Origin of the sequence: Pseudomonas sp. Irchel 3H9 (assembly GCF_900187495.1) — a bacterium.
Lineage (GTDB): Bacteria > Pseudomonadota > Gammaproteobacteria > Pseudomonadales > Pseudomonadaceae > Aquipseudomonas > Aquipseudomonas sivasensis.
Window position 1 is genome coordinate 70,204 of sequence record NZ_FYDK01000011.1, and the last position, 22,833, is coordinate 93,036.

16 protein-coding genes and 3 pseudogenes are annotated in these 22,833 nt (G+C 61.3%); 11 read left to right on the forward strand and 8 right to left on the reverse strand.

The window, feature by feature from the left end; all coding sequences use genetic code 11:
• Positions 1 to 133: 133 nt before the first annotated feature.
• Entirely contained in the window at positions 134 to 1,330 is a 1,197-nt protein-coding gene (locus tag CKW32_RS26990) for a XylR family transcriptional regulator (RefSeq protein ID WP_032885437.1), read from the forward strand.
• A 138-nt stretch (positions 1,331 to 1,468) separates the two neighbouring features.
• Here the strand turns inward: CKW32_RS26990 and CKW32_RS26995 are convergent, their stop codons facing one another.
• From CKW32_RS26995 to CKW32_RS27010, 5 genes and pseudogenes are all read right to left on the reverse strand, one after another.
• Complete coding sequence (locus tag CKW32_RS26995) at positions 1,469 to 2,734, reverse strand: carbohydrate porin (RefSeq protein ID WP_032885436.1); 1,266 nt, start codon at positions 2,732 to 2,734, stop codon at positions 1,469 to 1,471.
• 56 nt (positions 2,735 to 2,790) lie between these two features.
• Positions 2,791 to 5,199 (reverse strand): glucose/quinate/shikimate family membrane-bound PQQ-dependent dehydrogenase, encoded by a 2,409-nt coding sequence (locus CKW32_RS27000; RefSeq protein ID WP_095186436.1) that lies wholly within the window; start codon positions 5,197 to 5,199, stop codon positions 2,791 to 2,793.
• A 450-nt stretch (positions 5,200 to 5,649) separates the two neighbouring features.
• Positions 5,650 to 6,186, reverse strand: a pseudogene (locus CKW32_RS28965) (methyl-accepting chemotaxis protein); the annotation flags it as partial.
• A gap of 327 nt (positions 6,187 to 6,513) precedes the next feature.
• Positions 6,514 to 7,593: pseudogene (locus tag CKW32_RS28970) on the reverse strand (cache domain-containing protein); the annotation flags it as partial.
• Positions 7,594 to 7,735: 142 nt separating this feature from the next.
• Complete coding sequence (locus CKW32_RS27010) at positions 7,736 to 8,626, reverse strand: bestrophin family protein (RefSeq protein ID WP_095186438.1); 891 nt, start codon at positions 8,624 to 8,626, stop codon at positions 7,736 to 7,738.
• 262 nt (positions 8,627 to 8,888) lie between these two features.
• On the opposite strand from CKW32_RS27010, the gene CKW32_RS27015 reads away from it, so the two are divergent.
• Genes CKW32_RS27015 through CKW32_RS27025 form a run of 3 tightly spaced genes read left to right on the forward strand, consistent with a single transcriptional unit; the run spans position 8,889 to position 11,253 of the window.
• Positions 8,889 to 9,740 carry a hypothetical protein gene (locus tag CKW32_RS27015; protein WP_233897064.1) on the forward strand — a complete coding sequence of 284 codons (852 nt, stop codon included), beginning with the start codon at positions 8,889 to 8,891 and terminating at the stop codon, positions 9,738 to 9,740.
• A gap of 11 nt (positions 9,741 to 9,751) precedes the next feature.
• On the forward strand, positions 9,752 to 10,798 hold the full coding sequence (locus CKW32_RS27020) for a GGDEF domain-containing protein (protein ID WP_095186439.1): 1,047 nt from the start codon (positions 9,752 to 9,754) through the stop codon (positions 10,796 to 10,798).
• A complete protein-coding gene (locus CKW32_RS27025; protein WP_095186440.1) occupies positions 10,795 to 11,253 on the forward strand; it encodes a metallophosphoesterase family protein in 459 nt (152 codons plus the stop codon). Before CKW32_RS27020 ends, CKW32_RS27025 begins: the two co-directional genes overlap by 4 nt.
• Before the next feature lie 7 nt (positions 11,254 to 11,260).
• Here the strand turns inward: CKW32_RS27025 and CKW32_RS27030 are convergent, their stop codons facing one another.
• Entirely contained in the window at positions 11,261 to 11,560 is a 300-nt protein-coding gene (locus CKW32_RS27030; RefSeq protein WP_032885428.1) for a helix-turn-helix transcriptional regulator, read from the reverse strand.
• Between the two features lie 89 nt (positions 11,561 to 11,649).
• Here CKW32_RS27030 and CKW32_RS27035 point away from each other — a divergent pair, with 89 nt between their 5' ends.
• Both CKW32_RS27035 and CKW32_RS27040 read left to right on the forward strand, forming a co-directional pair.
• Complete coding sequence (locus CKW32_RS27035; RefSeq protein WP_095186441.1) at positions 11,650 to 12,741, forward strand: NADH:flavin oxidoreductase/NADH oxidase; 1,092 nt, start codon at positions 11,650 to 11,652, stop codon at positions 12,739 to 12,741.
• Positions 12,742 to 12,931: 190 nt separating this feature from the next.
• Positions 12,932 to 15,058, forward strand: coding sequence for a TonB-dependent siderophore receptor (locus CKW32_RS27040; RefSeq protein WP_095186442.1), 2,127 nt, complete (start codon positions 12,932 to 12,934; stop codon positions 15,056 to 15,058).
• A gap of 123 nt (positions 15,059 to 15,181) precedes the next feature.
• On the opposite strand, the gene CKW32_RS27045 is transcribed toward CKW32_RS27040, so the two are convergent.
• Complete coding sequence (locus tag CKW32_RS27045) at positions 15,182 to 15,904, reverse strand: FadR/GntR family transcriptional regulator (RefSeq protein ID WP_032885425.1); 723 nt, start codon at positions 15,902 to 15,904, stop codon at positions 15,182 to 15,184.
• A gap of 48 nt (positions 15,905 to 15,952) precedes the next feature.
• Positions 15,953 to 17,689 carry an IlvD/Edd family dehydratase gene (locus CKW32_RS27050; RefSeq protein ID WP_095186443.1) on the reverse strand — a complete coding sequence of 579 codons (1,737 nt, stop codon included), beginning with the start codon at positions 17,687 to 17,689 and terminating at the stop codon, positions 15,953 to 15,955.
• Positions 17,690 to 17,880: 191 nt separating this feature from the next.
• Between CKW32_RS27050 and CKW32_RS27055 the strand changes: the two genes are divergently transcribed.
• From CKW32_RS27055 to CKW32_RS28700, 5 genes and pseudogenes are all read left to right on the forward strand, one after another.
• The gene (locus CKW32_RS27055; RefSeq protein WP_095186444.1) at positions 17,881 to 19,203 is read left to right on the forward strand and encodes an MFS transporter; all 1,323 of its coding nucleotides are present in this window, start codon (positions 17,881 to 17,883) and stop codon (positions 19,201 to 19,203) included.
• Positions 19,204 to 19,218: 15 nt separating this feature from the next.
• On the forward strand, positions 19,219 to 20,208 hold the full coding sequence (araD1, locus tag CKW32_RS27060; protein ID WP_032885422.1) for an AraD1 family protein: 990 nt from the start codon (positions 19,219 to 19,221) through the stop codon (positions 20,206 to 20,208).
• Between the two features lie 10 nt (positions 20,209 to 20,218).
• Entirely contained in the window at positions 20,219 to 21,799 is a 1,581-nt protein-coding gene (locus tag CKW32_RS27065; RefSeq protein ID WP_095186445.1) for an aldehyde dehydrogenase (NADP(+)), read from the forward strand.
• Positions 21,800 to 21,815: 16 nt separating this feature from the next.
• Positions 21,816 to 22,679 (forward strand): SMP-30/gluconolactonase/LRE family protein, encoded by an 864-nt coding sequence (locus CKW32_RS27070; protein WP_095186446.1) that lies wholly within the window; start codon positions 21,816 to 21,818, stop codon positions 22,677 to 22,679.
• A gap of 38 nt (positions 22,680 to 22,717) precedes the next feature.
• Positions 22,718 to 22,833 (forward strand): annotated as a pseudogene (locus tag CKW32_RS28700) (arabinose ABC transporter substrate-binding protein); the annotation flags it as partial.

Here is a 22,833-nt window from a genome sequence, read left to right on the forward strand (position 1 = left end):
TTCCTTATTGTTCTTGGCGGTGTCTGGATACTAGCAACGGCGATGGGGCTGGCGATTATGAAAATCACCAAGGCGTAGTGCGATTTTGTGCAGCGAGGGCTAGTCTGTCGCGACAGGCCCCAGGACAAAAACAATGAAAACCCTACCGCCCGTGCACCGAATCGCGCTGCTGTTCAACGGCAGCAAAATCTACGACCGCGGCATCATCGCCGGCATCGGTAATTACCTGAGCAGTACGCGTGTGTCCTGGGATTTGTTCCTGGAAGAGGACTTTCTATGCCGCCTCAAAGGCATCGAGCGTTTTCAGGGCGACGGTATCATTGCCGACTTCGACGACCCGCTGATTGGCGAGGCATTGGCCGACAGTCAGTTGCCGGTGGTAGCGGTGGGCGGCTCCTATGAAGACGGCCGCGCGTACCCCAAGGGCATCCCCTATGTGGCCACCGATAATTACGCATTGATGAAGTTGGCCTACGCGCATTTGATCGAGGCAGGGCTGACGCGCTTTGCCTGCTTCAGCCTGCCCGAAGCGCAGGCCAACCGCTGGGCCCAGGAGCGCGAAAAAGCCTTTCGCCGCCTGATGCTGCGCGACGGCTTGCAGGTGGAGGTGTATCGCGGCCTCGGCACCAGCGCGCCGTTGTGGGACAGCGCAGTGGAGCAGCAGATCGCCTGGCTGCACAGCTTGCCAAAGCCCATTGGCATTATTGCCGTGACCGATGCCCGTGCCCGGCAATTGCTGCAAGCCTGCCTCACAGCCGGCATCGCCGTGCCGGAACAAGTGGCGCTGATCGGCATCGACAACGATCCGCTGACCCGAACCCTTACGCGAGTGCCGCTGAGTTCGGTGATCCAGGGCACCGAAACCATGGGCCGCACTGCCGCTGCGCTGTTGCACCAGATGTTGCACGGCAAGCCTTGCACCGGTACGCAAATCCTCGTGCCGCCGGACGCAATCAACGTCCAGGCCTCCAGCCTTCATCAACCCTTGGGCAATCCGTACGTGATGCAGGCGCTGCTGTTTATCCGCCAATACGCTTGCCAAGGCATCAAGACTGCTCAAGTGGCGGCGTATGTCGGTGTGTCGCGTTCATCCCTGGAAGCGCACTTTCGTAAGGTGCGCAATTGCAGCGTGCATGACGAAATCCTGCGCTTCAAACTCGCGGCTGCCGCCAGAGGCCTGGAAAACCGTGATCTGGCGATTGCCGACATCGCGTCGTCCTGCGGCTTCACCTCGGCGCAGTACCTGCACACCGTGTTTCGTCGCGAGTTTGGCTGTACGCCCCGGGAGTACCAGCGGGGCGCGGAGTTTGCGTTATCTGTGCCTGAGTAAGGCCTTACATACACTGCTGAACCCACTGTGGGAGGGGGCTTGCTCCCGATGGCGGTTTGTCAGTCAAGCTATTCATTGACTGACACACCGCCATCGGGAGCAAGCCCCCTCCCACATTTTTTGACCGCGTTCAGGCGCTTAGAACACTGCCTTGACCTGCAACCCCAGCACCAGCGCATTGTCGATGTTGTCACCCGAAAACGCGCCTGGCTCGATGATGTATTGCACATCCGGGCGCAGGTTCAGCCATGGCGTGGCCTGGTAGCCGTAACTGAGTTCGATCAGTTGTTCGGCGTTGTCGAGGTTGGGGTAGCTGGACCCGGCGTTGAACGCTGCCAGTTCCTGCACGTCGCGGCTGCGCGGGTTTGGCACGGCGCGGCCATAACCCAGGGACAGGGTGTCCCGCGGGCGGCCTTCGAACGGTTTGTAGAGCACTACGCCTGCGCCATACCACTTGCTGAACGGCGAGGCCGCTTCGCTGGCGGCGGAGTATTGGCCGAAGGCGTGCAGCACACGGCCGGCCGACGATTCGGAGGCCCACACCGCCTGGTCGATCAGCAGGTAGTGACCGCCGCGACCGCTGACTTTTTCAGTGCTGCCGATGCGTTTCACATCGGAGCTGTCGTAGTAGTAACCCACCTTGTATTCCCCGGGCAGGGAACCTGCGTGCTTGTACACCAGCTCAATCGGCACCACGGTCCCGGTGGTGTGCTTGGGGCTCAACTTCCAGGCGCGGCTGGAGTCGCCGTTGCTTTCCGGGTCGACATTGAACGCCGCCACCCGCACTTGCCAGGCCGGCGAGAGGTCGTATTTCACCCGTGCGCCCAGACGCGCGTTCGGGTAGTTGGTCCAGCCGCTGCCGCCGGACATGTTCAGCGGATGCCCGCAGAAACCGGCGTTCATGAAGTTGCACAGGATGCCGCTGTCCAGGCCGCCGAGGTCATTGCCCATGGCCATGTAGCCGAGCTTGACGTTGAGTGCTGGGGTGAAGAGCGTGCGCTCGTAGCTCAGCTCAGTGAGGCGGGTGTAGAGACCGCCGTAGTTTTCCTGGATCGGCAGACGGTTGCCCACCAGGTCCTCGGACGCGCTGTTGCCGCGACGGTCATTGACGGTGACCTGGATGCGGTCGCCGTTGGTGAAACCGTAGAGCTTGCCCAGGTCGAACTGCACACCGAGCTTGAGGTTTTGCGAGTAGCGCGCTGAGCGGTGCTGACCGCCGTGGGCGTTGTAGGCGGTTTCGCCGCTGTAGTCGCCGGTGAAGCGCACACCGGTGTCTTCCAGTTCACGGCGCAGGCCGCCCCAGTCGCCGGTCAGGGTGGTGTCATCGGCTTGGACGGGCAGGGCGGCGCCCAGGGCCAGGCCGAGCAACAGGCGCCCAAAAGAGAGATGAGAAGTGGGTGTCATGCGGGTCTTCCAGACAGAAAGCGCGGTGCCGGGGGGGCACCGCGCTTGGGGGGGGGTTATGGCAGGGCGTAGGCGATCACGTAGTCGCCACGGTCAGTGGATTGGCGTGCACCGCCGGCGGTGACGACTACGTACTGCTTGCCGGTTTTCGGCGATACGTAAGTCATCGGGCCGCCTTGGCTGCCGACCGGCAGGCGGGCTTTCCACACTTCGTCACCGTTGCCGCTGTTGAAGGCGCGCAGGTAGAAATCCTGGGTGCCGGCGATAAAGATCAGGCCGCCCTGGGTCGACAGCGTGCCGCCGAGGGTCGGCAGACCGATCTTGATCGGCAGGTGCATACGGATGCCCAGCGGGCCGGTGTCTTCAACGGTGCCAACCGGCACCTGCCACGCGACTTTCTGGGTCTTCATATCGATGGCGGTCAGGGTGCCGAACGGCGGCGCCTGGCACGGAATGCCGGCCACCGACAGGAAGCGGTTTTTGTTCACGGCATACGGCGTGCCCTTGAGCGGGACCGCGCCCATGCCGGTGTTCAGCGCTTCGCCACCGGACGAAGACTGGGCTTTGTTCTGCGACGGCACCATCTGGATCCACAGGCCCAGGCGCATGTCGTTGACGAAGATAAAACCGTGCACCGGGTCGGTGGAAATGCTGCCCCAGTTCATGCCGCCCAGGGAACCCGGGAAGCTCAGGGATTTATCGGTGCCCGGCGCGGTGTACAGGCCGTCGTAGCGCATGCCTTTGAAGTCGATGCGGCACAGCAACTGGTCGTACGGGGTGGCGCCCCACATGTCCGATTCAGTCAGGGTTTGCGCGCCGATCTGCGGCATGCCCACCGATTTAGGCTGGGTTGGCGAGTACGGTTCATTGGGGATGTTGGCGGCCTTGACCGGCACTTCTTTTACGTCAGTCAGCGGTTTGCCAGTGGCGCGGTCGAGCACGTAGATCTGGCCGGCCTTGGTGCCGATCACTACCGCAGGCACGGCTTTGTCGCTGCCCGGCGGGGTGAAGTCGATCAGGCTTGGCTGCATTGGCAGGTCGAAGTCCCACAGGTCGTTGTGGACGGTCTGGTACACCCACTTTTCAGCACCGGTGGAGGCATCCAGCGCCAATACCGAAGCGCCGTATTTATGGTTGAGCTGGGTGCGTTCCACGCCGTAGATGTCGGTGGATGAGCTGCCCATCGGCAGGAAAATCGTGTTCATCAGCGGGTCGTAGGACATCGGCGCCCAGCTGTTCGGCGTGCTGCGCACGTAAGTGCTGTCGCCGGTTGGGGCTTGTTTGTCTTCCGGGTTGCCGGGGTCGAAGGCCCAACGCATTTGCCCGCTGATCACGTCAAAACCACGGATCACGCCGCCTGGCATGTCGGTCTGCACGTTATCCGCCACGCGACCACCGACCACTACGGTGGTGCCAGCGATCAACGGGGCCGAGGAGAGCTGGTAGTAGCTGTCCGGGACATTGCCCAGGCCGGCTTTCAAATCCACCTGGCCGTGGGTGCCGAAGTCTTCACAGAATTTGCCGGTGTCGGCGTCTACCGCAATCAGGCGGGCATCAATGGTGTTGGTCAGCAGACGGCGCTGGCACTGCGCACCGGCTGGAACGCTGGCGGCAATGATCGGCGAGCTATTGGGCTGGGTCGGCTGGGCAATCGGCGCGGTGGCGTCGAAATAGGCCATGCCGCGGCAACGCTGCCAGACCGCCGATTTGGCGTTGACTTCGTTCTTCCACAGTTCTTTGCCGGTGTCGGCGTCGAGGGCGATCAGGTTGTTGTGCGGGGTGCAGATGAACACTTTGTTGCCGATCTGCAGCGGGGTCAGTTGGTCTTCGGCACCGTTGCCGTCGCTGATCGCCACGTCGCCGGTGTGGTAGGTCCAGGCTACTTTGAGCTTGTTGACGGTGTCGCGGTTGATCTGGTCCAGCGCGGCGAAGCGGCTGCCGCCTTCAGTGTTGCCGTAGTGCGCCCAATCTTTCTGCGCATCGGCCGGGGCCACCGGCGTGACGCCTGGGCCGGCACCGGTCGGGGCGACGCTTGGGTGGGCGACAAACATATTGCCCGCCGCAACCACTACGCCCACCGCCAGTACGGCGGCAACGCCATAGGCACCGCGCGCAGGCTTGCCGACCAGCAGTGGGTACACCAGCGCGACCACCAGGCCAATCGCGGCGAACATGAATAGCCGCGAGAACAGCGGCCAGAACACCAGGCCCACATCCGCCACGGCCCAAATGGCTGTGCCCACCAGGAACGCGGCAAACAACCACGCACCCGCCGGGTTACGCCGGGCAATCAACAGGCCGGCAATCGCCATGGCCACGCCGCCGATCAGGAAGTACCAGGAACCTCCCAGGCTAACCAGTTTGGCGCCGCCGACGGCGAGCGCGATGCCGAGCAGGGCGATGATAACGCCCAGGCCCAGGAGTAAGAATCTAGAGACGCCAGTGGCGCGCGATGCTCGTTTCATGTCGAAAGGACTCGAATGTGAGAGGGCAAAGACGCGATTTTAGCAAGATAAGTAACTGGTTAGTACATTAGAGTCCTGCAATAGACTATTACAGTTGCTGCGATGATGCAGTGCGGTCAAATGCCGCGTTGGATAGGAGGGTTTTCTCGATGGGCAGCGGTGCGGGGAGCGCGTATTCAGGGGTGTCGATAGCCGTATCAGGATGAGCGCACTCTGAGCCTCAACGAAACGCCCCATCGGTTGAGTGGATGGGGCGTAGCGTTCGACCACCGTCTTTACAGGCAGCTTTGCTCGAACTCTTCGAGCATATCGGAGCGGATCAGATGACCCTCGTCATCCCGATCCCGGTACCGTCGTGGCTCAAGTCACTGGCCATGCATGGGTTGACGTCTTCCTTGAGGGCGATGCGGCTGACGTGTGTGTCCGCATACGCCCTCTGTCTGACAATGCCTAAAACTTGAAGCGTCCCACCAACCCTTTGAGCTGACCGGAAATATCCGTCAAACGACCTGAGCCGGTCTGTGCCGAATGGGCAAAACCTTCCACCAACTGCGCGTCGGCATGGATCTGCGCGATGTGCCGGTTGATCTCTTCCGCCACTTGGTGCTGTTCCTCAGCGGCGGTCGCGATCTGGGTGTTCTGGTCGCGGATCGAGTCCACGGAGCCAAGGATCTTGTCGAAGCTGTCGCGAGCCTGCTGGATGCGTTCCACGCTGGTGTGGGACACCAGCAGGCTGCCTTGCATCTGCTGCGTGACTTCCTGGGTGCGGCGGGCGAGGTTGCCCAGCAGGCTGTCGATTTCGCCGGTGGAGTCTGCGGTGCGACGCGCCAAGGCGCGGACTTCGTCTGCAACCACGGCGAAGCCTCGGCCTTGGTCACCGGCGCGGGCCGCTTCGATTGCCGCGTTGAGTGCCAGCAGGTTGGTTTGCTCGGCAATCGAACGGATGGTATCGAGGATGGTGTTGATGTTCTGGCTGTCCTGCTCCAGCAACTGCATGGTCTGAGTCGATTTCTGCAGGTCTTCGCTAAGCTTGAGCACGCTGCCCGTGGCTTCGCCGATGTGCTGCTGACCGGCGTGCACGTCGCGATAGCCTTCGTCGGCACTGGTGGCCGCGGCGCTGCAGGAGCGTGCGACTTCGTTGGCGGTGGCGACCATTTCGTTGAACGCAGTGCTGACCAGTTCCACGGCTTCACGCTGGCGGCCGGCGGCCTGGTTCATGTTATTGGCCACTTCGCTGGTGTCGGCGGCGGCGGTTTGCAGGTCGGATGACGCGTTACCGATGCGCTGCACCAACTGCGCGATCATGCTCAGGAACTGGTTGAACCAGCCGGCGAGGCTGGCGGTTTCATCCTTGCCTTGCACCTTGAGCTGGCGGGTCAGGTCGCCTTCACCTTCGGCGATTTCTTGCAGGCCGTCGGCCACGCCACGGATCGGGCGGACAATGACGCTGGCAAAACTGGCGCCGACAATCGCGAACACTAAGGCCAACGCGGCAGCGATCGCGGCGATCAGCCAGGTGAGGCTGGTCGCACCCGCCATCACTTCGTCCCGCTTGATCAGCCCGATAAAGCGCCAGCCCAAGTCTTTTGAACTGACCACGTTAGCCATATAAGCCACGCCGTCGATGTCGATTTGGGTCACGCCGTCGCCACGCTTGGACAGTTCGGCGTAGTTGGGGCCGAGGTCTGCCATCGGCTTGAAGTTGTGCTTGGCGTCGCTGGGGTCCACCAGCACGTTGCCATTGGCTTCGACCAGCATCAGGTAGCCGCTGTCGCCTAGCTTGATGTTGCGCACCAGTTCGGTGAGCTGCTTGAGCGACACGTCCAGGCCGACCACGCCGAGGATTTTGCCGCTGGCGTCGGCGACGGTGTGCACGGTGCCGATCAGCACCACATCATCCGGTGCCCAGTAGTAGGCGCCGGTGCGCACGGTAGCGCCAGGCGCGGCGATGGCCGCTTGGTACCAAGGGCGTACGCGTGGGTCGTAGTTGTTCAGTTTGGTGTCGTCCGGCCAACTGGCGTAACCGCCGTCGCTCAGGCCCAGGGACAGGTAAGCGGTGCTCGGATGGCTCTTGGCGAACTGGTCGAAGATATCCAGCAGTTCTTTGTTGGTGGGTGTAAGGGGAATTTGCGCGGCGTCGGCGCCGGCGTAGCTCTTGAGGTCCTTGGCCGCGACAACGCGCGGGTCCTTGGCCACAAATTCGACGTTCTGGCTGATGCCGTCGAAGAACTGCTTCATGCCATTGTCGATCTGGCGGATTTCGCGGCCGCTGCTGTCGAGGAAGTTGGCCAGGGCCCCCTCGCGCAGATTCAACACTACCAACACGGCGACCAGGATGACGGGGACGCACGCGATAGCCGCGAACGCCCAGGTCAGCTTCTGCTTGATATTCATGACTTCACCTGCGGAGTATTTATAGTTTTGGCAAGGCAGTGGGTAGCGCAGAACGTCGCATGTGTTGTTATGAAGAGGTGTAGCCCATGCGTACCCCGGTTTATCGACCGAGGAGTCACGCACTTTAGGGCCGCAGTCGTGATCAGCCGATTTGGGCGTCGGCCAGGGCGTCGCGGCGCATCGATTGCAGGTTTTTTTCGATGGTTTCGCAGATGGCTTCCATCTGGATCTGGTGTTCGCTGGAGCGGAACGGGCTTTGCAAATCGGTGCCGATGCGTTCGATGGCCAGCAGCATAAAGCCCACCACCGTCGAGGCCAGCGGCGTGAACCAGCCCAGGGACTCCACAAGGCCCACCGGTACGATCAGGCAGAACAGCGAGATAAACAACCGCGGGAAATACACGTAAGGGTAGGGCAGTGGGGTGTTGGCGATACGCTCCATGCCGCCCTGGGCGTTGGACAAGTCCACCAGGGTGGATTCCAGCCGAGCCAGGCGAATGCTGTCCAGGTGCCCGGCTTTGTATTCCCGGGCCAGGATGGCCGCCGAGCCGGTGAGGATATCGTTGGCAAAGTTATTGGTGGCACCGTTGCGGGCGAATTCCTCAGTGGGGATAAACGCGCGGATTTCATCCGGGCATGGCTCGCCCTTGAGGTGGGCGGCCAGGCAATTCACGTAGGCCACATGGCGGCGCAGCAGGGTGGACTTGACCGGGTTCACTTCACCGTCGGGGTCGTCCAGTAGCGTCAGCACCTGGCGCGCAAAGCTGCGCGAATTGTTGACCATCGCGCCCCATAGCGTGCGCGCCTCCCACCAGCGGTTGTAGGCGCTGCTGTTGCGAAAGCTGATGAGCACAATCAGTGCCGAGCCCAGCAGAGTGAGGGGCATCAGCGGCAAGTTGATCTTGGCGGTGAGAAACAGCATGAAGTCCACGGTGACGGCGACGTCCCACAGCAACAGCCAGAACAGCGACCAGCCCACATAGCCCATGGTCTTGATGATCAGGCGGTACTTTTTGATGATGGCGGCTTTCAAACGACAACCTCGTGGCGAGCGGTAGGCAACTGTGCCTTAGCTCGGACGCTGGTTTGCGGGGAAGGTTCGCTGTGGTGACTGAAACGGTTAAGCCGCCGGGGTCTTTTTGGAACAATTTTGGTAGCGACGGTGTCCCCTGCGCTAATCACGATAGATTGCGCTCAAGGCAAAACGCCATTATCTGTGCTGCAATTGAGATCAGTGAATCCAAGTTGTTTGATCAGGGCTCTTTCTCATGTGCAGTGGTTCGTTGAAGTTGGCGGTGGAACAGTCGGCGCGTGCGTTTGAGCGCCATGTGGATTTTGAAGCGTGTATTCGTACCCATTATTCGATCTTGCTGGAGTCCTATTCAAAAAGACCATTTTTCTACAAGACCGCACTGAAGTTCAGTCGCTTGATGGTGTCCTTTACGTTATTGAGCACCTATTTCTCCAAGCAGGTGCCTTTACTGTCCGAGGTGAAAGAGTTTTGTACGGCGCGCGGGTTCTGTTCCAGAAACAGCCTGGAGTCGATCTTCCTGCTGTTCAGGGCGTTGGGGTTCATGACGGTGTCGAGGCATGCGGATGACAGCCGTCTGCGGGTATTCAGTCCGTCACCGCTAGCCTGCGAGGAGATCAGGCTGATGCTCACGTCCGTGGTCGAGCCGCTGGGCGTGATGTGCCCGGAAACCGCGGTTTGCGGCTCAATGAACGGGTTGGATGATCGCGCTTATCTGGCACGTTATTTCAAAGGGTTTTCGGTCCTTCTCTCCCATAACGTGACCATCGACCTGCTGATGCCCGACTGTTATTGGCTGGTAAAGCGCGATGCCGGGCATATGTTGATGCTGGCGATCTATAACGATGCGTGTGCGTTGGATAACCAGGGGGCAAGTTTCAGGTCTTCGTCCTACCTTTCCATCGCTGAGCAACTCTCGGTGTCCAAGACCCATGTTATTCGCTTGGTGCAAGAGGGGGCTGACCGGGGCTATTTCAAGATTCATTCCAAGACATTGCTTGAAGTCCTGCCACCTTTTATCGTGTTGGTAAGGCGCTTCATGGCGTATTCGTTTGCGACCTGCCTGCACAGTCTTCAACTGAGTCATGTCGATACCAAAGCGGCCACTCATGCATAGGGAGTGACGGGATGCCGGCTAATGTGAAGCTCAGGCCACGGATGCAAAGGCTGTTGTCGCCCGCAATTGCCCAGGCGGAATTGATCGGGATTTTCGCCTGGTTGGCGGTGTTGCTGGTTGATCGCGGGGGGATGTTCGGCTGGCCGGTCGTGCTGGTCACGATGGGGCTGTGCGTGGTGTATGGGGTTCACCGGGTGGTGACTCAGTATGTGCTCTGGCGGGCGCTGGGCGTGGGTTATATGGTGCTGCTGTCCGCGGGTTTTGCCTATGTGGTTCACACCCGCCCCGACCTGCAGGTGTTCGCCTTGCCGCTGGCCGTGACCTTGGTAATGAGCAGCGCAATCCTGTTTATCGTGGTTCAGGATTTTCTGTTCTGCGCCGCATTGGTGTGGTTACTGACGTGGCCCCAGATCCAGCTGAGCCTTTACGCAGGCGTCGACACCTACGTGTTCATCTTTTGCGCCGCGTCGGTGGCGATCGGATTTATCTTGAATGTCTACTACCTGAAGAACCTGCGTTCCGTGTTACTGGTGGAGAGTGAGTTTCGGGAGTTGGCCGAGACCGATTATTTGACCTCCATCCTGAACCGGCGGGCCTTTATGGAGAGCTTCGCCAAACTGATTGCGGCCGGTGATACCGGCTACTTCATGATGCTGGATATCGACAGTTTCAAATTGAAGAATGACCAGTTCGGCCATGACGTCGGCGACAGGATTCTCTGCGCCATGGCCGCGTGCTTTAAATCCACCCCAGGCAGCCACAGTTTCGGCAGGATTGGCGGCGAAGAATTCGGGGTGCTGCTGGTGGGCGATGACCCTGGTCTCGCCACCGATTACGCGCTGCGCCTGCTGCAAGCGATCCGCAGCAGTGTCGCGCCGCCCCATGACTACACTTGCAGTGCGGGCATGGCGCGCTTTACGGCCGGGGCCGAAATGTCGGCGGTCCTCAAGCGTGCCGACCGCAACCTCTACGCTGCCAAGGGCAACGGTAAAGACCGCGTGTATTTGGATGGCGCGCCGGTGTTTCGGGGGTCGACGTCCACCCCGGAGGCCCTATGAAAGTTGGCGTGATTTCCGATACTCACGGCCTGCTGCGACCTGAAGCCGTGGCGGCGTTGCAGGGATGCGAACAGATCATCCATGCCGGCGATATCGGTAGCCCTGAAATTCTTCAGCAATTGGCGCAGATCGCACCCCTGCACGTGGTGCGCGGCAACAATGACCAGGACGCGCCGTGGGCACGGCAGGTGCCCGACCATCTGATGCTGGATGTGGACGGATGGCGGACGTTGGTAGTGCATCACATCGCCGACGTCCCCGCACGACTCGATACGCATGTACGGCTGGTGATCACCGGTCATTCGCACAAGCCCGTGATCGAATGGCGGGGCGCAACGCTGTATGTGAACCCCGGCAGTGCAGGGCGGCGGCGCTTCAAGTTGCCGGTGACGTTGGCGGTGCTGGAGGTGCAGGCGCTGACGATCGAGTCGCAACTGATCACGCTGCTGGACTGATCGGGGTTTATGCTTGCGCCAGGATGCTCTGCAGCAACCCTGGAAACCGTTCCTCAAGCACATCGCCGCGCAACGAATTCATATGGGTCGTGCCCACGCTGCGGGTGTGCACCAGGCCGGCATCGCGCAGTACGCGGAAGTGGTGGGACATGCTGGACTTGGGGCGCCCGCCGTCCAGTTCGCCGCAAGTGGCTTCCGGCACGCCGGCCAGGCAGCGCACGATTTCCAGGCGCACCGGGTCGCTCAGGGCGTACAACAGACGCTCCAGGGTCAGATCTTCAGGGGTAGGGTGTTTGAAGGCTCGCATGGGTCGGATGATAACAGGGGGGTATCGCCGAATACCATAGTTCGATTACCATCGAACTATCGAATCACTCACTCGCTGCTGGAGTTCCCATGTCCGCTCTGTTCGAACCCTTCAAACTCAAAGACGTAACCCTGCGCAATCGCATCGCCATCCCGCCAATGTGCCAATACATGGCCGAAGATGGCATCGTCAACGACTGGCACCACGTGCACCTGGCCGGCATGGCCCGTGGCGGTGCCGGTTTGTTAGTGGTCGAGGCCACTGCCGTTGCGCCTGAAGGCCGCATCACTCCGGGCTGTGCCGGCATCTGGAGCGATGCACATGCTCAGGCGTTCGTGCCGATGGTCAAGGCGATCAAGGCCGCAGGTTCAGTGCCCGGCATTCAGATTGCCCACGCCGGGCGTAAAGCCAGTGCCAACCGTCCATGGGAAGGTGATGACCACATTCCGGCTTCCGACGCACGCCATTGGGAAACCATTGCGCCGTCGGCCATCGCCTTCGGTGCCAACCTGCCCAATGTGCCGCGCGCCATGACCCTGGACGACATCGCTCGCGTTAAACAGGATTTCGTCGACGCCGCCCGTCGTGCCCGTGACGCCGGTTTCGAGTGGATCGAACTGCACTTCGCCCACGGTTACCTGGCCCAAAGCTTTTTCTCCGAGCATTCCAACCAACGTACCGATGCCTACGGTGGCAGCTTCGACAACCGCAGCCGTTTCCTCCTGGAAACCCTGGCCGCCGTGCGTGAAGTCTGGCCGGAAAACCTGCCGCTGACCGCGCGTTTCGGTGTGATCGAATACGACGGTCGTGACGAGCAAACCCTCACCGAATCCATCGAACTGGCGCGTAATTTCAAAGCCGGTGGCTTGGACCTGCTGAGCGTCAGCGTCGGTTTCACCATCCCCGACACCAACATCCCGTGGGGCCCGGCCTTTATGGGCCCGATTGCCGAACGCGTGCGCCGCGAAGCCGGTATCCCGGTGACCTCGGCGTGGGGTTTTGGTACGCCACAATTGGCAGAAGGCGCGTTGCAGGCGGGGCATCTGGACCTGGTCTCAGTGGGCCGCGCGCACCTGGCTGACCCGCATTGGGCGTACTTTGCCGCCAAAGAGCTGGGCGTGGATAAGTCCTCCTGGACCTTGCCAGCGCCGTATGCGCATTGGTTGGAACGCTATCGCTGAGGCGAGCCAAGCGGTTTATGGAGCCACTCAATCGAGTGGCTTTTTTTTATCTGAGAATTGATACAAAGCGGATACGCAAAAAATAACGAATGAGAATGGATGTCAAACGAGAATGCGTTGATATACCATGCGCCGCGAATTCTTGGCAGGTTTGCCGTCCCATCTGGCTCATTCACTAGGTCCAACATCCATGCGTCGTACCCTGATTTCCATCTGTGTGTTGCAGGCGTTTTCCCCGTTCACCTGGGCAGAAGTGTCGCCCACCGAGCAAACCAGTCTGGAGTTGCAAGCGACCACTGTGACGGGCACGGCGGACTATGAAACAGCTCAGGGGCCGGTCAAGGGCTACCACGCCACACGCTCAGCCAGCGCGACGCGCACCGACACGTCGATTCATGAAACACCGCAGTCCATCAGCGTGGTGTCCAAGGATGTGGTCGAAGACATTGGCGCCACCCGCCTGCAGGATGCCCTCGATTATGCCGGCGGCGTCGGCCGCGCCAACAACTTCGGCGGCCAGGGCCTGACCACCTTCACCGTGCGCGGCTTTACCACTGGCGAGTTCTACCGCAACGGTTTCCCGATCAACCGCGGCTACCCGAACATGCCGGACGCCAACACCATCGAACGCCTCGAAGTACTGCGCGGTCCCGCAACCATGCTGTATGGCCGTGGCGATCCAGGCGGCACGTTCAACGTGGTGTCCAAGCAGCCGCTGGCAGAGCGTACCGTGACCCTGGGCAGCCAGTTGAATGATCAAGGCATGAAACGCGGCACCCTGGATGCCTCCGGCCCGTTGGATGAAGACGGTCGCCTCGCTTATCGCCTGAACGTGGTGGGCGAGGGCGGCGACACCTTCCGGGACCATGTGGAAACCGAACGCTACGGCGTGACACCTGTCATCACCTGGCAAGCCACCGACGACACCAAGGTGATCTTCGAAGGCGACTTCATGCGTAACAACCATCCGCTGGACCGTGGCCTGACGCGCTATCCCACCCAAAAAGGCAACGCGTCGCGCGATACCTTCTGGGGCGATAAAGACGTCGGCAAATTGCACAACGACAACAGCATGGCGCAGTTGCGCTTCGAACACCTGCTCAACGAAAACTGGACCCTGGGCGGCGGTTTCCAGTGGCTGGACGGCACCTTGCAGGGCAACGCCATTGAAGCCAACGGCCTGAGCGCCGATGGCCGCACGCTGCAACGCAACTTCAACTATCGCAAGCTGGAGTGGACCGACAAGGACTACCAACTCAACCTCACCGGGCATTTCACCACCGGTGGTTTCGAGCACACCCTGCTGACCGGCATCGAGTATGAGGATTACGACTACAAGTCGATCATCCAGCGTTCCAGCGCCACCGCGGGCACTTACCCGATCGATATCTTTGATCCCGTCTACGGCCAGGCACGCCCACCGCTGACGCGAACACCGACCCACGATAAAGAAAACCTCAAGACCTACGCAGCCTTTGTGCAGGACCAAGTGGCCCTCACCGAGCGCCTGAAAGTCTTGGCCGGTGCGCGTTTTGAGCGTTTTGAGCATGACTACGAAAGCTACGTGACCGGGGTTAAACCTTGGCAAGCCGCTGATAACGCGGTCACCCCACGTGTGGGCGTGATCTACGACCTTACCGATACCGTCGCGGTCTACGCTGACGCCGCACGTTCGTTCAAGCCGAACACTGGCGCTGCTCGCCAAGGTGGCGGGTTTGAGCCGGAAAAGGGCAAGTCCTATGAGATGGGCGTCAAATGGGAAGCCTTGGACCGTCAACTGAGCGTCGACGCGGCGATCTACCAGATCGAGAAGAAAAACGTCCTCACCACCGACCCTATCGACTCAACCTTCAGCGTCGCCGCTGGCCAAGTCCGTAGCCGTGGTTTCGACCTGAATGTGGCGGGCAATATCACCCCCGAGTGGCGCGTGATCGGCGGCTATGCCTACGTGGATGCCGAAGTCACCAAGGACAACACCATTCGCTCCGGCACGCGCCTGCTGAACATCCCCCGCAACAGCTTCAGCCTGCTTAACGTCTACGAATTCCAGGACGGCGCCCTCAAAGGCCTGGGCCTGGGCGCGGGTGGCAAGTATGTCGACCAGCGTGCCGGCCAGACCGCCAATACGGCGTTCTCGATGGACGCCTACACCGTTGTGGACCTGCTGAGCTACTACAAGGTCAATGACAAGGTACGACTGAACCTGGATGTAAAGAACCTGTTCAACCGCGAGTATGAAGAGGGCGCGTTCGGCAATATATACGCCTACCCAGGCGCACCCCGCACTGTGCAGGTCGGTATCGCTTACACCCTGTAAAGGCCTGCACAGCTTCAATGTGGGAGGGGGCTTGCCCCCGATAGCGGTGTAACAGCTGGCTTATTTGCAGCTGACCCACCGCCATCGGGGGCAAGCCCCCTCCCACATTTGATTGCGTTTACCTCACAGCGGCGTCAGCACATTCATCACCGTATCCAACGCCACCCGCGTGTCATCCAACTGCACCAGTGAGGCATGCCGTGCACCCAGCGCATCGCGGTTCTGGATCGCGGTGAGAATCGCCTTGTGCCGGGGCAGGCTCAGGCCCTGGATGTCCGGGCGACGGTTGGTGATGTTGATCGACTCGCGCAACGGCAACGACAGCATGTTGCACATATAGGCGAGCAAGTCGTTGCGCGTGGCGTCGGCGATGGCGCGGTGGAAGTCCAGGTCGGCCTGCAACAGGTCTTCGTGGGTCTTCGCGGTTTCCATGCCCTGGTAGGCTTTTTCGATGGTGGCGATGTCGTCATCGGTCGCCGTCGTGGCGGCCATGGCGGCGATTTCCGGTTCGAGGATGCGCCGCACGCCGGCCAGGGTATTGAAGAATTCGCTGTGGGGCGTGGATTGCATCAGCCAGGACAACACATCCGGGTCGAGCAGGTGCCACTTCAAGCGAGGCCGCACCACGGCGCCCACCCGTGGTTTGGAATACACCAGGCCCTTGGCGCTGAGCACCCGGGTCGCCTCGCGCAGCACCGAGCGGCTGACCTTGTACTCCTCGCAGAGCGTTGCCTCCATGGGCAGTCTTTCTTCCGGCTTGAAGCGACCGGAAACGATGTGCATGCCCAAGTCCTGAACGATCTGGGCATGCATGCTCTTGCGCGGCTTGGGCGGCTGGTGATCCATAACGACGGGGAGGCTCTGGCTTAAAGACGCGGCATCATAGCATCCCAATTAGTGGGAATGACGCGGGACTTCCGCCCCCCGGCAGCCCACCAGGAAGTCAAAGTCGCAGCCTTGGTCTGCCTGCAACACATGGTCGATGTACAGCTGGCGGTAGCCGCCGACGATGAGTTTTTCCGGTGGCGCCAGGTCTGCCATGCGCGCCGCCAGCTCTGCATCGGGGATGTCCAGGTGCAAGCGGCCGTTGGCGCAGTCCAGTTCGATCCAGTCGCCTTCCTTCACCGTGGCTAACGGCCCGCCGGCTGCTGCTTCCGGCGCGACGTGCAACACCACCGTGCCGTACGCCGTGCCGCTCATGCGCGCATCGGAAATACGCACCATATCGGTCACGCCCTGGGCCAGCAGCTTGGCCGGCAAGCCCATGTTGCCGACCTCGGCCATGCCCGGGTAACCCTTGGGCCCGCAGTTTTTCATGACCAGGATCGAGTTAGCGTCCACGTCCAGCTCCGGATCGTTGATGCGCGCCTTGTACATGTCGAAATTCTCGAACACCACCGCACGACCGCGATGCTGCATCAGCTCCGGGCTGGCGGCTGACGGCTTGAGCACTGCGCCGAGCGGGGCGAGGTTGCCGCGCAGCACGCAGATACCGCCGTCGGCGCGGATCGGGTTATCCAGGGTACGGATCACTTCGTCCTGGCCGTAGATCGGCGAGTCCTTGGTGTTCTCGCCCAGGGTCTTGCCGTTCACGGTCAAGGCGTTCGGGTGCGGGATCAGGTTGGCTTCGCCGAGGCGGCGCAACACGGCAGGCAGGCCGCCGGCGTAGTAGAACTCTTCCATTAGAAAGCGCCCGGACGGCTGCAAGTCGACGATGGTCGGCATGCCACGACCCATGCGGGTCCAGTCGTCCAGGTCCAACTCGACGCCGATGCGCCCGGCGATGGCTTTGAGGTGAATCACCGCGTTGGTCGAACCACCGATGGCCGCGTTCACGCGAATAGCGTTTTCAAACGCCTCCTTGGTGAGGATCTTCGACAGCTTCAAGTCTTCGCGCACCATCTCCACCGCGCGCATGCCCGACATATGCGCCAGCACATAGCGCCGCGCATCCACCGCCGGAATCGCTGCGTTGTGGGGCAGGGAAGTGCCCAGTGCCTCGGCCATGCACGCCATGGTCGACGCGGTGCCCATGGTGTTGCAGGTACCCGCCGAGCGCGACATGCCGCCTTCGGCCGCAAGGAAGTCGTCCAGGGTAATGGTGCCGGCCTTGACCTGTTCACTGAGCTGCCACACCACGGTGCCCGAGCCGATGTCCTGGCCCTTGTGCTTGCCGTTGAGCATCGGCCCGCCGGTGACCACGATGGCCGGCACGTCGCAACTGGCGGCGCCCATCAGCAGGGCCGGGGTGGTCTTGTCGCAGCCGGTCAGCAGCACCACACCATCAATCGGGTTGCCGCGAATGGCTTCCTCCACGTCCATGCTCGCCAGGTTGCGCGTCAGCATGGCAGTGGGGCGCAGGTTGGATTCGCCATTGGAGAACACCGGGAATTCCACCGGGAAGCCACCGGCCTCGATCACACCGCGTTTGACGTGCTCGGCGATCTGGCGGAAATGGGCGTTGCACGGGGTCAGCTCCGACCAGGTATTGCAGATACCGATGATCGGCTTGCCATGGAACTGATGGTCGGCAATGCCCTGATTCTTCATCCAGCTGCGGTACATGAAGCCGTTTTTGTCGGCGGTACCAAACCACTGGGCAGAGCGTAGGCCGGGCTTTTTATCAGACATGATCGATTCTCTTATTGTATGACTATATGTTCTCTCTTCGGCTAAACATAAGCGCAAAATGTTCGCTTTGGAAGAGTTGTTTTGCAAATAGTCCTACTATATAGTCTGGCTTAACTGAGGTATGACCCTGGCGGATTTTCTGCGAGAGGCATCCCCGATTCCTATAAGAACAACAATCGGAGATCGACCCCATGAGCGAGGAATTGCGGCTAATCCGGCGCATCACGCTGAAACTGATTCCCTTCCTGATCTTGCTGTACCTGATCGCCTACGTGGACCGTTCCGCCGTGGGCTTTGCCAAGTTGCACATGGGCGCCGACGTCGGCATCGGTGATGCGGCTTATGGCCTGGGTGCTGGGTTGTTCTTCATTGGCTACTTCCTGTTCGAGATTCCCAGCAACCTGATGCTCGACCGCTTCGGCGCGCGGCGCTGGTTCGCCCGCATCATGATCACCTGGGGCACCATCACCATCGGCATGGCGTTCGTGCAGGGGCCTCACAGCTTCTATGTGATGCGCTTTCTGCTCGGTGCGGCCGAAGCCGGGTTCTTCCCGGGCGTGCTGTACTACATCACCCAATGGTTCCCGGTTCGCCATCGCGGCAAGATCCTTGGGCTGTTTATCCTCTCGCAGCCCATCGCGATGATGATCACTGGCCCCGTGTCCGGCGGCCTGCTGGGTATGGACGGCATCCTCGGCCTGCACGGCTGGCAGTGGCTGTTTATCGTGATCGGCACCCCGGCGATCCTGCTGACCTGGCCGGTGCTGCGTTATCTGCCGGATGGTCCCAAGCAGGTCAAGTGGATGACCGACGCCGAAAAAACCTGGTTGACCGACGAACTGAACAAAGACCTGCAAGCCTACGGTCAGACCCGCCACGGCAATCCATTGCATGCGCTCAAAGACAAGCGCGTGTTGCTGCTGGCGCTGTTCTACCTGCCGGTGACCCTGAGCATCTACGGCCTGGGCTTGTGGCTGCCCACGTTGATCAAGCAGTTCGGCGGCAGCGATCTCACCACCGGCTTCATATCGGCGGTGCCGTATATCTTCGGCATCATCGGTTTGCTGATTATCCCGCGCAGTTCCGACCGCTTGAATGACCGTTATGGCCACCTCGCCGTGCTCTATGTGCTGGGTGCGATCGGCCTGTTCTTCAGCGCCTGGCTGAGTGTGCCGGTGCTGCAAATGGCCGCGCTGTGCCTGGCAGCGTTCGCGATGTTCTCTTGTACGGCGGTGTTCTGGACCTTGCCGGGCCGCTTCTTCGCCGGCGCCAGTGCGGCGGCCGGCATTGCCTTGATCAACTCCGTGGGCAACCTCGGCGGCTATATCGGCCCGTTCGTGATTGGTGCGCTCAAGGAATACACCGGCAACCTGGCCTCGGGCTTGTACTTCCTGTCCGGTGTGATGGTGTTCGGGCTGGTGCTGACCGGCGTGGTTTATCGCCTGCTGGAGCGCAAGCACGTGCTGCCCGTCGACCAGTTCGCCGCCATCGCCCGTGGCGCCACACGTACTTAATCTAGGAGAACCTTCATGCGTTTAGTGCAGTTCGAACTCAATAATGGCGAGCGCCGCGTTGGCGTAGTGGAAGGCAAGCAGCTGCGTGAAGTGCGCAGCGCCCATAGCGTGCGTGAGCTGGCCTTGGCCGCCATCGAAGCGGGCGTCAAGTTGCAGCAGCAGGTGGATAGCCTCGGTCTGGGCGACAGCCACGACTACGCCGCCTTGCTGGCCGAACAAAAAATCCTGCCGCCTCTGGATCACCCGGACCCGGCCCACATGCTGATCAGCGGCACCGGCCTGACCCACTTGGGCAGCGCCTCGGCGCGGGACAAAATGCACCAGGGCGGTGACGACAGCGCCCTGACCGACACCATGCGCATCTTCAAGTGGGGCGTGGAGGGCGGCAAGCCCGCCGCCGGTGAGGCCGGCGTGCAGCCGGAGTGGTTCTACAAGGGCGACGGCAGCATTGTGGTGCGCCCAGGCCAAGCCTTCCCGGTGCCACCGTTTGCCGAAGATGCTGGTGAAGAACCGGAGATCGGCGGCCTCTACGTGATCGGCCACGACGGTAAACCCTACCGCCTGGGTTTCGCGGTGGGCAACGAGTTTTCCGACCATGTGATGGAGCGCAAGAACTACCTGTACCTGGCCCATTCCAAGCTGCGCAGTTGCAGCTACGGCCCGGAACTGCGTGTCGGCGAATTGCCCCAGCACCTGGCCGGCACCAGCCGCATCCTGCGTAACGGCGAGGAAATCTGGCGGAACGAATTCCTCAGTGGCGAGGCCAATATGTGCCACAGCCTGGAAAACCTCGAATACCACCACTTCAAATACAGCCAATTCCTCAAGCCGGGCGATGTGCACATTCATTTCTTCGGCACCGCCACCTTGTCATTCGCCGACGGTATACGTACCCAACCGGGGGATGTGTTCGAGATCAGCCAGGCTGAGTTCGGCGCGCCGTTGATCAACAGTGTCGGCAGCGTCGATGCAGCGTTCGAACCCGGCAATGTCATCACCCTTTAAGGAGACCCACATGACCCAGTTTCTCGGCCACAACTTTATCGGCGGCCAGCGCAGCGCCAACGGCAGTGTGAAGCTGCAAAGCGTCGACGCCACCACCGGCGAAGCCTTGCCCCAGGATTTCTACCAGGCCACGCCGCAGGAAGTCGACGCCGCCGCCCAGGCCGCCGCGCAGGCTTATCCGGCGTACCGGGCCTTAAGCGCCGCACGTCGCGCGCAGTTCCTGGATGCGATCGCCGATGAGTTGGATGCGCTGAGCGATAACTTCGTTGAGTTGGTCTGCCGCGAAACCGCATTGCCTGCCGCCCGTATCAAGGGCGAGCGCGGGCGTACCAGCGGGCAGATGCGCCTGTTTGCCACGGTGTTGCGTCGCGGTGATTTCTACGGTGCCCGCATCGACAAAGCCCTGCCGGATCGCCAACCACTGCCGCGTCCGGACCTGCGTCAATACCGCATCGGCCTCGGCCCGGTGGCGGTGTTCGGTGCGAGCAATTTCCCCCTGGCATTCTCCACGGCAGGCGGCGACACCGCCGCCGCGCTGGCGGCCGGTTGCCCGGTGGTGTTCAAAGCCCACAGCGGCCACATGGCGACGGCTGAACAGGTAGCCAATGCAATCATCCGCGCGGCCGAGGCCACCGAGATGCCGGCTGGCGTGTTCAACATGATCTTCGGCGGTGGCGTCGGTGAGGCGCTGGTCAAGCACCCGGCGATCCAGGCGGTGGGCTTTACCGGCTCGCTCAAGGGCGGGCGTGCCCTCTGCGATATGGCCGCGGCGCGCCCGCAACCGATCCCGGTGTTTGCCGAAATGTCGAGCATCAACCCGGTGATTGTCTTGCCCCAGGCCTTGCAGGCGCGGGCCCAGACCGTCGCCCGTGACCTCACCGCGTCGGTCGTACAAGGCTGCGGCCAGTTCTGCACCAACCCCGGCCTGGTGATCGGTATTGCATCGCCGGAATTCACCGCGTTCACCCAACAGGTGGCGCAATTGATCGGCGAACAACCGGCGCAAACCATGCTCAACGCCGGTACCTTGAGCAGCTATGGCAAGGGCCTGGAAAAACTCCTGTCACACCCTGGCATTCAGCATTTGGCCGGCAGCACCCAGGCTGGTAATCAGGCGCAACCGCAGCTGTTCAAGGCCGATGTGCGCCTGTTGCTCGATGGTGATGAAGTGCTGCAAGAAGAAGTCTTCGGCCCCACCACGGTGTTTATCGAAGTGGCTGATCAAGCCCAACTCAGCGCGGCGTTGCACGGCCTGCACGGTCAACTGACGGCCACGATCATTGGCGAGCCGGCGGATTTTCAACAGTTCGCCGAGCTCACGCCGCTGCTGGAACAGAAGGTTGGGCGCATCCTGCTCAACGGCTACCCGACCGGCGTGGAAGTCTGCGACTCGATGGTGCATGGCGGCCCGTACCCGGCCACGTCCGATGCCCGTGGCACGTCGGTCGGCACCTTGGCCATCGACCGTTTCCTGCGCCCGGTGTGCTTCCAGAACTACCCTGATAGCCTGCTGCCCGACGCGTTGAAAAACGCTAACCCGTTGCGTATCCAGCGCTTGGTCGATGGCACGCCATCGCGCGATTCGCTGTAAGGAATCCGGAGGTTTCATGTCGTGTAAGGCCGTCACTGCACACCGTGCGCAATTGGGCGAAGGCCCATTCTGGGACGCGCCCACCCAGGCGCTGTATTGGGTCAATATCGCCGGTAAACAGGCCTTGCGCCTGATGGGCGGGCAATTGCAGATCTGGCAGTTGCCCGAGCATGTCTCGGCCTTTATCCCGTGTGAAAGCGGCGATGCGTTGGTGACTTTGAGCAGCGGTGTCTACCGCCTGGACCTGGTCACCGAAGCCTTGACCCTGCTGTGCGTGGCCGACCCGCAACCGGGCAACCGTGGCAATGAAGCGCGCTGCGATGCCCAAGGCCGGCTGTGGCTGGGCACCATGCAGAACAACATCGGTGAGCAGGGCGAAGACCTGCCGATTACGCGGCGCTCAGGTGGTTTGTTTCGCATTGATGTCGATGGGCAGGTCGCGCCTCTGCTGAGCGGCCTGGGCATTCCCAACACGTTGCTGTGGAGTGAGGACGGCAGCCAGGTGCATTTTGGCGACAGCATGGATGGCACGCTCTATCGGCATGTCATCCAGCCCGACGGTCAGCTCGAACCGGCACAGGTGTGGTTCGGTCCACACGCACGCGGCGGGCCGGATGGCTCGGCGATGGATGCCGAAGGCTACATCTGGAATGCCCGTTGGGACGGCAGTTGCCTGCTGCGCCTGACGCCTGATGGCGAGGTGGATCGCATCATCGAACTGCCCATCAGCCGTCCCACCAGTTGTGTATTCGGTGGGCCCAACCTCACCACGCTGTACATCACCAGTGCCGCCAGCCCGTTGGATCACCCTCTGGATGGTGCGGTGCTGGCTATCGAAGTCGATGTCCCTGGCAAACCGTGCCATCGCTTTGCCGGTTAAACCCCAAGACTCAAAAACAACAACAAGAGGTGTCGTTCATGAAAAAAGCCCTACGCGTCCTTGCCGCCGCCGTTGCTTTAAGCAGCCTCAGCAGCCTCGCATCCGCCGAAGAAGTGAAGATCGGCTTCCTGGTTAAACAAGCCGAAGAACCCTG

Bases quoted from the DNA above. Each gene is read 5' to 3' on its own strand.
- araD1 (WP_032885422.1), top strand. From the start codon at position 19,219: ATGCGTTTAGTGCAGTTCGAACTCAATAATGGCGAGCGCCGCGTTGGC.
- CKW32_RS27050 (WP_095186443.1), bottom strand. From the start codon at position 17,689: ATGTCTGATAAAAAGCCCGGCCTACGCTCTGCCCAGTGGTTTGGTACC.
- CKW32_RS27035 (WP_095186441.1), top strand. From the start codon at position 11,650: ATGTCCGCTCTGTTCGAACCCTTCAAACTCAAAGACGTAACCCTGCGC.
- CKW32_RS26995 (WP_032885436.1), bottom strand. From the start codon at position 2,734: ATGACACCCACTTCTCATCTCTCTTTTGGGCGCCTGTTGCTCGGCCTG.
- CKW32_RS27045 (WP_032885425.1), bottom strand. From the start codon at position 15,904: ATGGATCACCAGCCGCCCAAGCCGCGCAAGAGCATGCATGCCCAGATC.
- CKW32_RS27020 (WP_095186439.1), top strand. From the start codon at position 9,752: ATGCCGGCTAATGTGAAGCTCAGGCCACGGATGCAAAGGCTGTTGTCG.
- CKW32_RS27040 (WP_095186442.1), top strand. From the start codon at position 12,932: ATGCGTCGTACCCTGATTTCCATCTGTGTGTTGCAGGCGTTTTCCCCG.
- CKW32_RS27070 (WP_095186446.1), top strand. From the start codon at position 21,816: ATGTCGTGTAAGGCCGTCACTGCACACCGTGCGCAATTGGGCGAAGGC.
- CKW32_RS27030 (WP_032885428.1), bottom strand. From the start codon at position 11,560: ATGCGAGCCTTCAAACACCCTACCCCTGAAGATCTGACCCTGGAGCGT.
- CKW32_RS26990 (WP_032885437.1), top strand. From the start codon at position 134: ATGAAAACCCTACCGCCCGTGCACCGAATCGCGCTGCTGTTCAACGGC.
- CKW32_RS27000 (WP_095186436.1), bottom strand. From the start codon at position 5,199: ATGAAACGAGCATCGCGCGCCACTGGCGTCTCTAGATTCTTACTCCTG.
- CKW32_RS27055 (WP_095186444.1), top strand. From the start codon at position 17,881: ATGAGCGAGGAATTGCGGCTAATCCGGCGCATCACGCTGAAACTGATT.
- CKW32_RS27025 (WP_095186440.1), top strand. From the start codon at position 10,795: ATGAAAGTTGGCGTGATTTCCGATACTCACGGCCTGCTGCGACCTGAA.
- CKW32_RS27065 (WP_095186445.1), top strand. From the start codon at position 20,219: ATGACCCAGTTTCTCGGCCACAACTTTATCGGCGGCCAGCGCAGCGCC.